Annotated in this window: 7 protein-coding genes; 6 read left to right on the forward strand and 1 reads right to left on the reverse strand. The window is 72.6% G+C overall.

Annotated elements, in window-relative coordinates; genetic code table 11:
* Positions 1-73: 73 nt before the first annotated feature.
* Positions 74-622, reverse strand: coding sequence for a YceI family protein (locus ACFUVW_RS18695; protein WP_430572811.1), 549 nt, complete (start codon positions 620-622; stop codon positions 74-76).
* Between the two features lie 100 nt (positions 623-722).
* Here ACFUVW_RS18695 and ACFUVW_RS18700 point away from each other — a divergent pair, with 100 nt between their 5' ends.
* From ACFUVW_RS18700 to ccsB, 6 genes are all read left to right on the forward strand, one after another.
* A complete protein-coding gene (locus ACFUVW_RS18700; protein WP_430572812.1) occupies positions 723-1,229 on the forward strand; it encodes a MarR family winged helix-turn-helix transcriptional regulator in 507 nt (168 codons plus the stop codon).
* A gap of 66 nt (positions 1,230-1,295) precedes the next feature.
* Entirely contained in the window at positions 1,296-1,940 is a 645-nt protein-coding gene (locus ACFUVW_RS18705; protein WP_430572813.1) for a histidine phosphatase family protein, read from the forward strand.
* Positions 1,940-2,575 (forward strand): TlpA family protein disulfide reductase, encoded by a 636-nt coding sequence (locus ACFUVW_RS18710; protein ID WP_430572817.1) that lies wholly within the window; start codon positions 1,940-1,942, stop codon positions 2,573-2,575. The genes ACFUVW_RS18705 and ACFUVW_RS18710 overlap by 1 nt, the downstream gene beginning before the upstream one ends.
* A complete protein-coding gene (locus ACFUVW_RS18715) occupies positions 2,575-3,354 on the forward strand; it encodes a cytochrome c biogenesis CcdA family protein (protein ID WP_430572814.1) in 780 nt (259 codons plus the stop codon). Before ACFUVW_RS18710 ends, ACFUVW_RS18715 begins: the two co-directional genes overlap by 1 nt.
* Positions 3,354-5,123, forward strand: a complete 1,770-nt coding sequence (locus ACFUVW_RS18720; protein ID WP_430572815.1) for a cytochrome c biogenesis protein ResB — start codon at positions 3,354-3,356, stop codon at positions 5,121-5,123. Before ACFUVW_RS18715 ends, ACFUVW_RS18720 begins: the two co-directional genes overlap by 1 nt.
* 2 nt (positions 5,124-5,125) lie before the next feature.
* Positions 5,126-6,133: a c-type cytochrome biogenesis protein CcsB gene (gene ccsB, locus ACFUVW_RS18725; RefSeq protein WP_430572816.1), complete on the forward strand. Its 1,008-nt coding sequence runs from the start codon at positions 5,126-5,128 to the stop codon at positions 6,131-6,133.
* The last annotated feature ends 73 nt before the right edge of the window (positions 6,134-6,206 follow it).

A 6,206-nucleotide genomic window follows, 5' to 3' on the forward strand; every position in this document is an offset into this window, starting at 1 on the left:
GCGGTCCGTAGCCGCTACGGACCGTCCCCCCTCTCTATCTCGCGGGTCTGGCTTCTCTATCTCGGCGAGAGGGTCAGTTCTGCTTGATGGCCGAGACGTCGAGGGCGATCTTGACCTTGTCGCCCACGAGGACGCCGCCGGTCTCGAGCGCGGCGTTCCAGGTCAGGCCGTAGTCCTTGCGCGAGATCTCGATCTCGGACTCGAAGCCCGCGCGCGGGTTGCCGAACGGGTCGGTGGCGGTGCCGGTGAACTCGGTCGGCAGCTCGACCGTGTTGGTGACGCCGTTGATCGTGAGGTCGCCGGTGATCGTGTAGTCGTCGCCGTCGGTGGAGATGCCCTTGGACGCGAAGGTCCAGACCGGCTTCTCCTCGGCGTGCCAGAAGTCGGCGCTCTTCAGGTGCCCGTCGCGGTTCTCGTCGCCGGTGTTGACCGACGCGGCGTCGAGCTCGGCGGTGACGGCCGTGGACTCGAGGTCGTCGCCCACGGTGATCTCGCCGGACGAGATGGCGATCGTGCCGCGCACCTTGGCGATCCCGGCGTGACGCACGGAGAACGAGGCGGTCGAGTGGGCGGTGTCGATGGCGTAGGTACCGGCGGTCAGGCCTGCGGGCAGCGCGGTCATGGTGTCTCCCTCGGGTCGGGTCGTGCTGACGTCTCACAAGATAGTTGATGAATCAACTATCGTCACGGGGAGGAACGCGGCGCTCTCGTAACCTATTCCCGTGGGTGTGACGAGAGCGCAGGAGCGCGACGACGAGGACCGCGCGGACGTGCGCTGGCTCGACGAGGAGCAGCAGTGGGCGTGGCGGCGGTTCCTCGAGGGGACGTCCCGCTTCTTCGAGGCGCTCGGGGACGCGCACGACGAGGGGCTGCCCGTCACGCTCGGCGAGTACCACCTGCTGGTGCAGCTCTCCGAGGCGCCGGGCAGGACCCTGCGCATGTCGGCGCTCGCGGAGTTCCTCGCGCTGTCGCGCAGCCGCCTGACGCACACGGTCGACCGGATGGAGCGGCGCGGGCTCGTGGTCCGCACGCCGGTGCCGGGCGACCGGCGCGGGGTGAACTGCGTCATGACCGACGCCGGGTACGCGGCGCTCGTCGACGCCGCGCCGGGTCACGTCACGGCCGTCCGCCGCCTGCTGGTCGACGCCCTCACCGACGAGGAGCTCGTCACCCTCGGGCGTGCGATGGCGAAGATCGCCGACACCGCGAAGGGGCCGGCCGCGTCCTGACGTGAGCGCCGTCACGCCTGGCTGGACGGGACCTGGGTACCCCGGAGTTCTGGGACACTGGACCCCATGGCCACCACCACCGTCCATCTCGTACGGCACGGCGAGGTCCACAACCCGGACGGCGTCCTCTACGGGCGCATCCCCGGCTACCGCCTGTCCGACCGGGGGCAGGCGATGGCGAGCCGTGTGGCGCAGCACCTGTCCGGCGCGGGCCGCGACGTCGTCGCCGTCGTCGCCTCCCCGCTGCAGCGCGCGCAGGAGACCGCGACGCCCACGGCCGAGGCCTTCGGCCTGACCCTCGCCACGGACCACCGGCTCGTCGAGGCGGGGAACCACTTCGAGGGCACGACGATCGGGAAGAACCCGGGGCAGCTCGCCAACCCCCGGTACTGGCGCTACCTGTGGAACCCGCTCCGTCCGTCGTGGGGCGAGCCGTACGCGGACCAGGTGACCCGGATGCGTGCGGCCGTGGACGACGCGCGCCGCGCCTACGAGGGTCACGAGGTGGTGCTGGTCAGCCACCAGCTCCCCGTCTGGGTCACCCGCCGGTCGTACGAGGGCGGCCCCCTGGCGCACGACCCGCGGCGCCGTCAGTGCGCCCTGGCGTCGATGACCTCGCTGCGGTTCGACGGCGAGACGTTCGTGGGCCTGCACTACACCGAACCCGCCGCCGACCTGCTTGCCGGCGCCGACCCCGTGCCGGGGGCATGATGCGCACCGCTCGCAAGCGCGCGCTCCGCCGCGCCACCGCGGCCGCCGGCGCCGCTGCCTCGCTGGTCCTGCTCGCCGCCTGCGGCGCCCAGGACTCGGGCGCAGGCGACGTCGTCGGGCAGGGCTTCGTCTCCGGCGACGGCTCGGTGAAGCAGTGGGACGCTGCCGATCGCGAGGACCCCGTGACCGTCGAGGGCACGTCGTTCGAGGGCGACGAGGTGAGCACCGCCGACTGGCTCGGCGACGTCGTCGTGGTCAACACCTGGTACGCCGGGTGCGCGCCGTGCCGCGCCGAGGCGCCCGACCTCGTGACCCTCGCGAACGAGCGCGAGGCCGACGGCGTGCGGGTGCTCGGCATCAACACCGAGGACGAGGCCGGCGCCGCCCTCTCGTTCCAGCGCACCTTCGACGTGCCCTACCCGTCGATCGAGGACCGCAGCGGGCAGGTCGTGGCCAAGCTCTCCGGCGTCGTGCCGCTGCAGGCCGTGCCGTCCACCGTGGTGCTCGACGCCGAGGGCCGCGTCGCGGCACGCGTCATCGGGCAGGCGGAGGCGTCCACGCTCGACGCGATCGTCGACGAGGTGCTCGCCGAGTCCGGCGGCGGCTCGGGCGACGGCGCCGCGAAGGACGCCTGATGGGCGACGCCTTCGCTACCACGGTGTGGAGCGGGTCGATGCTGCTGGCGCTGCCCGTGGCGCTGATCGCCGGCCTCGTGTCGTTCGCGTCGCCGTGCGTGCTGCCGCTGGTGCCCGGCTACGTCGGGTACGTGAGCGGCATGGCCGCGGCCTCGGCGGGGACGGGCGCGAAGGGTCGGCCCGGGGTGCCGCAGGACCCGGCCCGGCGGCGCGTGGTCGCGGGTGTCGCCCTGTTCGTGCTCGGCTTCACCGCGGTGTTCGTGGCCTTCATGGCCGCGGCCGGCGCGCTCGGCTCCTACCTGGTGCAGTGGGAGGCCACGATCATGCGGGTGCTCGGGGTCGTCGTGATCCTCATGGGCCTCGCGTTCCTCGGCGCCGTCCCGTTCCTGCAGCGCGAGCGGCGCATGCACCTGAGCCCGCGCGCGGGCCTGTGGGGCGCGCCCCTGCTCGGCGTGGTGTTCGGCCTCGGATGGACCCCCTGCATCGGCCCGACGCTGACGGCCGTCCAGGCGCTGTCCCTCGACCAGGCGTCCGCAGCTCGCGGCATCGTGCTCGGGATCGCGTACTGCGTCGGGCTCGGCGTGCCCTTCCTCCTGGTCGCGCTCGGGCTGCAGTCCTCGCAGCGCATGCTCGGCTTCCTGCGCCGCCACCGCCTGGTCATCCAGCGCGCCGGCGGCGCCCTGCTGGTGCTGATCGGCCTGGCGCTGGTGACCGGCTTCTGGACCGCGTGGACCAGCCAGCTCCAGGGCTGGATCAGCGGATTCGCGACGGTGGTGTGATGAGCGAGAAGGCGACCTACCGGCCGGAGGGCATCCACGACGCGTTCACCGAGGGACGCGCGGGTGACGCGCCCGCGACGCCGCAGGGCGGGCCGGACAAGCCCGCCGGTCCGAACCTGCCGACGCTGGGCTGGCGCGGCATGCTGCGCTGGACGTGGCGCCAGCTCACGAGCATGCGCGTGGCGCTCATGCTGCTCATGCTGCTCGCCGTCGCGGCCGTGCCCGGCTCGATCCTGCCGCAGCGCAGCCAGGACGCCGCCGCGGTGCTCGAGTACCTGGGCGACCACCCCACGCTGGGGGAGTGGCTGGACCGGTTCGGCTTCTTCGAGGTCTACAGCTCGGTCTGGTTCTCGGCCATCTACATCCTGCTGTTCGTGTCCCTCGTGGGCTGCATCGTGCCGCGCACGCTCGCGCACGCCCGCGCGCTGCGGAACCGGCCGCCGAAGACGCCGGTGCGCTTCGGCCGCTTCCCCGCCACGGCGGAGGCGAGCACGACGGCGTCGCCCGACGAGGTCGTCGAGGCCGTGGCCGGCCACCTGCGCGGCCCGCTGCGCCGCCTGCCGACGTTCCGCGTCGACGTCGGCTCGGAGGAGCCGCGCCTGGGCCGGCCCGCCACCCGCACCGTCGCCGCGGAGCGCGGCTACCTGCGCGAGACGGGGAACCTCGTGTTCCACCTCGCGCTGCTGGGCCTGCTCGTCTCCGTCGCCCTCGGCCAGCTGCTGCACTACCGCGGCCAGGCGATCGTCACGGAGGGGCGCGGCTTCGCGAACGCCGTCGTGGACTACGACACGTTCGACAAGGGCGCGTGGTTCCAGCCGTCGTCGCTGTCGCCGTTCTCGATGACGCTCGACGCGTTCGACTCCGAGTTCGCCTCCGACACCGTGGCGTTCGCGCAGGCCCGCGACTTCACGGCCCACGTGACGGTCACCGAGCCGGACGGCGGGCAGCACTCCGACCAGATCAAGGTCAACTCCCCGCTGACGGTGGACGGCGCCAAGATCTACCTACAGGGCAACGGCTTCGCCCCCGAGATCACCGTGAAGGACGGCGCCGGCGAGATGGCGTTCTCCGGCCGGGTCCCGTTCCTGCCCGAGGACACCATGTACACGTCGCGCGGCGTCGTGAAGGTGCCCGACGTCTCCGAGGGGCAGGAGCAGATCGGCCTGGTCGGGTACTTCCTGCCCACCGCCGTCGTCGAGGAGGACGGATCCGCCCGTTCCGTCTTCCCGCAGCCGCAGAACCCGCTCATGGTGCTCGAGGTGTACCGCGGCGACCTGGGCCTGGACGAGGGCGTGCCCCAGAACGTGTACCGCCTCGACACCGCGTCGCTCACGCCCTCGGTGGACGAGGACGGCGCGACGACCAAGCTGCTCGTGCGGCCGGGGGAGACGGTCGAGCTGCCCGACGGCCTCGGCACCGTCACCCTCGGCGAGGACGTGCCGCGCTACGTCGCGCTCGACCTGCGCCACGACCCGTCGCTCACCTGGGTGCTGACCTTCTCCCTGCTCGCCCTCGCCGGCCTCGCGGTCTCGCTGTTCACGCCGCGCCGCCGCGTGTGGGTGCGATCATGGGAGGCCACGGACGACGACGGCCGGGCCGTGACGCACGTCGAGCTCGCCGGGCTCGCGCGCGGGGACGACGCGGGCCTGCAGCGCGAGGTCGACAAGGCGCTGGCAGCGGTGCCGGGACGTCTCGACGGCACGAGTGACGACACGACCGACGACGACCCGCTCGCCGCCGACCACCAGAGAACCGCCACGGAGGACTGACCATGCAGATCGCCGAGCTGAGCGTGCTGCTCGTGTGGGGCGCCGCCACGGCGCTCACGATCGCGCTCGTCGCGTTCGCGATCGACCTGGGCCGCCGCACGGAGGCCCGGGCCGAGGCACACGCCGAGGCACGCACGCCCGCCGCGGTGGGGGCGGCGTCGCGCGCGACGCCCGCCCCCTCGAGCACCCTGCCCGGGACGGGAGCGCCCGACGGCCCGGCCCCCGCGCGCCGTCGCGCCGCCGGCATCGCGATGTCGACCACGTGGCTGGGCACCGCGATGCTCCTCGTGGCGATCGTGCTGCGCGGGCTCGCCGCGGGCCGCACGCCCTGGGCCAACATGTACGAGTTCACGCTGGTGGGGTCGTTCATGGCGCTGGCCGTGTTCCTCGGCATGAACGTGCGCAAAGACTTCAAGTTCCTCGGCGCGTTCGTCACCGGGCTCACCGTGCTGTTCCTCGTGCTGGGCCTGAACGTCTTCTACGTGGCCGCGACGGGCGTGCAGCCCGCGCTGCAGAACTACTGGCTGGTCATCCACGTGGGCGTCGCGATCAGCGCCACCGGCATCTTCACCGTCGCGTTCGTCGCCTCGGTGCTGCAGCTCCTGCGCGACAGCCGCGACTCCGGCTCGCCGTACCTGCTGCGCCCCGGCTTCCGCTGGCTCGACCGCCTGCCCACCCCGACGTCGCTGGAGGCCCTGTCCTTCCGCCTCAACGCCGTCGGCTTCGTGCTGTGGACCTTCACCATCATCGGCGGCGCCATCTGGGCCGAGCACGCCTGGGGCCGCTACTGGGGCTGGGACCCCAAGGAGGTCTGGAGCTTCGTCATCTGGGTCGTGTACGCGGCGTACCTGCACGCCCGCACCACGCGTGGCTGGGACGGCCGCCGCGCCGCCTGGTTCGTCGTCGTCGGCTACCTGTGCGTGCTGTTCAACTTCACCGGCGTGAACCTGATCTTCAACGGCAAGCACTCGTACTCGGGCCTCAACACCGACAGCACCGGCGGCGCCTGACACCTGCCGAGATAGAGAGGGCTCCTCGCCGAGATAGAGAGGGGACGGGCATCGCCATGGCGACGCCCGTCCC

The organism is Isoptericola sp. NPDC057391 (assembly GCF_042668085.1).
Taxonomy (GTDB): Bacteria; Actinomycetota; Actinomycetes; order Actinomycetales; family Cellulomonadaceae; genus Isoptericola.

What these genes read in the sequence shown, in the direction of transcription:
- ACFUVW_RS18695 (WP_430572811.1), bottom strand. Translation starts at nt 622, where the DNA reads ATGACCGCGCTGCCCGCAGGCCTGACCGCCGGTACCTACGCCATCGAC.
- ACFUVW_RS18705 (WP_430572813.1), top strand. Translation starts at nt 1,296, where the DNA reads ATGGCCACCACCACCGTCCATCTCGTACGGCACGGCGAGGTCCACAAC.
- ACFUVW_RS18710 (WP_430572817.1), top strand. Translation starts at nt 1,940, where the DNA reads ATGCGCACCGCTCGCAAGCGCGCGCTCCGCCGCGCCACCGCGGCCGCC.
- ACFUVW_RS18715 (WP_430572814.1), top strand. Translation starts at nt 2,575, where the DNA reads ATGGGCGACGCCTTCGCTACCACGGTGTGGAGCGGGTCGATGCTGCTG.
- ACFUVW_RS18720 (WP_430572815.1), top strand. Translation starts at nt 3,354, where the DNA reads ATGAGCGAGAAGGCGACCTACCGGCCGGAGGGCATCCACGACGCGTTC.
- ccsB (WP_430572816.1), top strand. Translation starts at nt 5,126, where the DNA reads ATGCAGATCGCCGAGCTGAGCGTGCTGCTCGTGTGGGGCGCCGCCACG.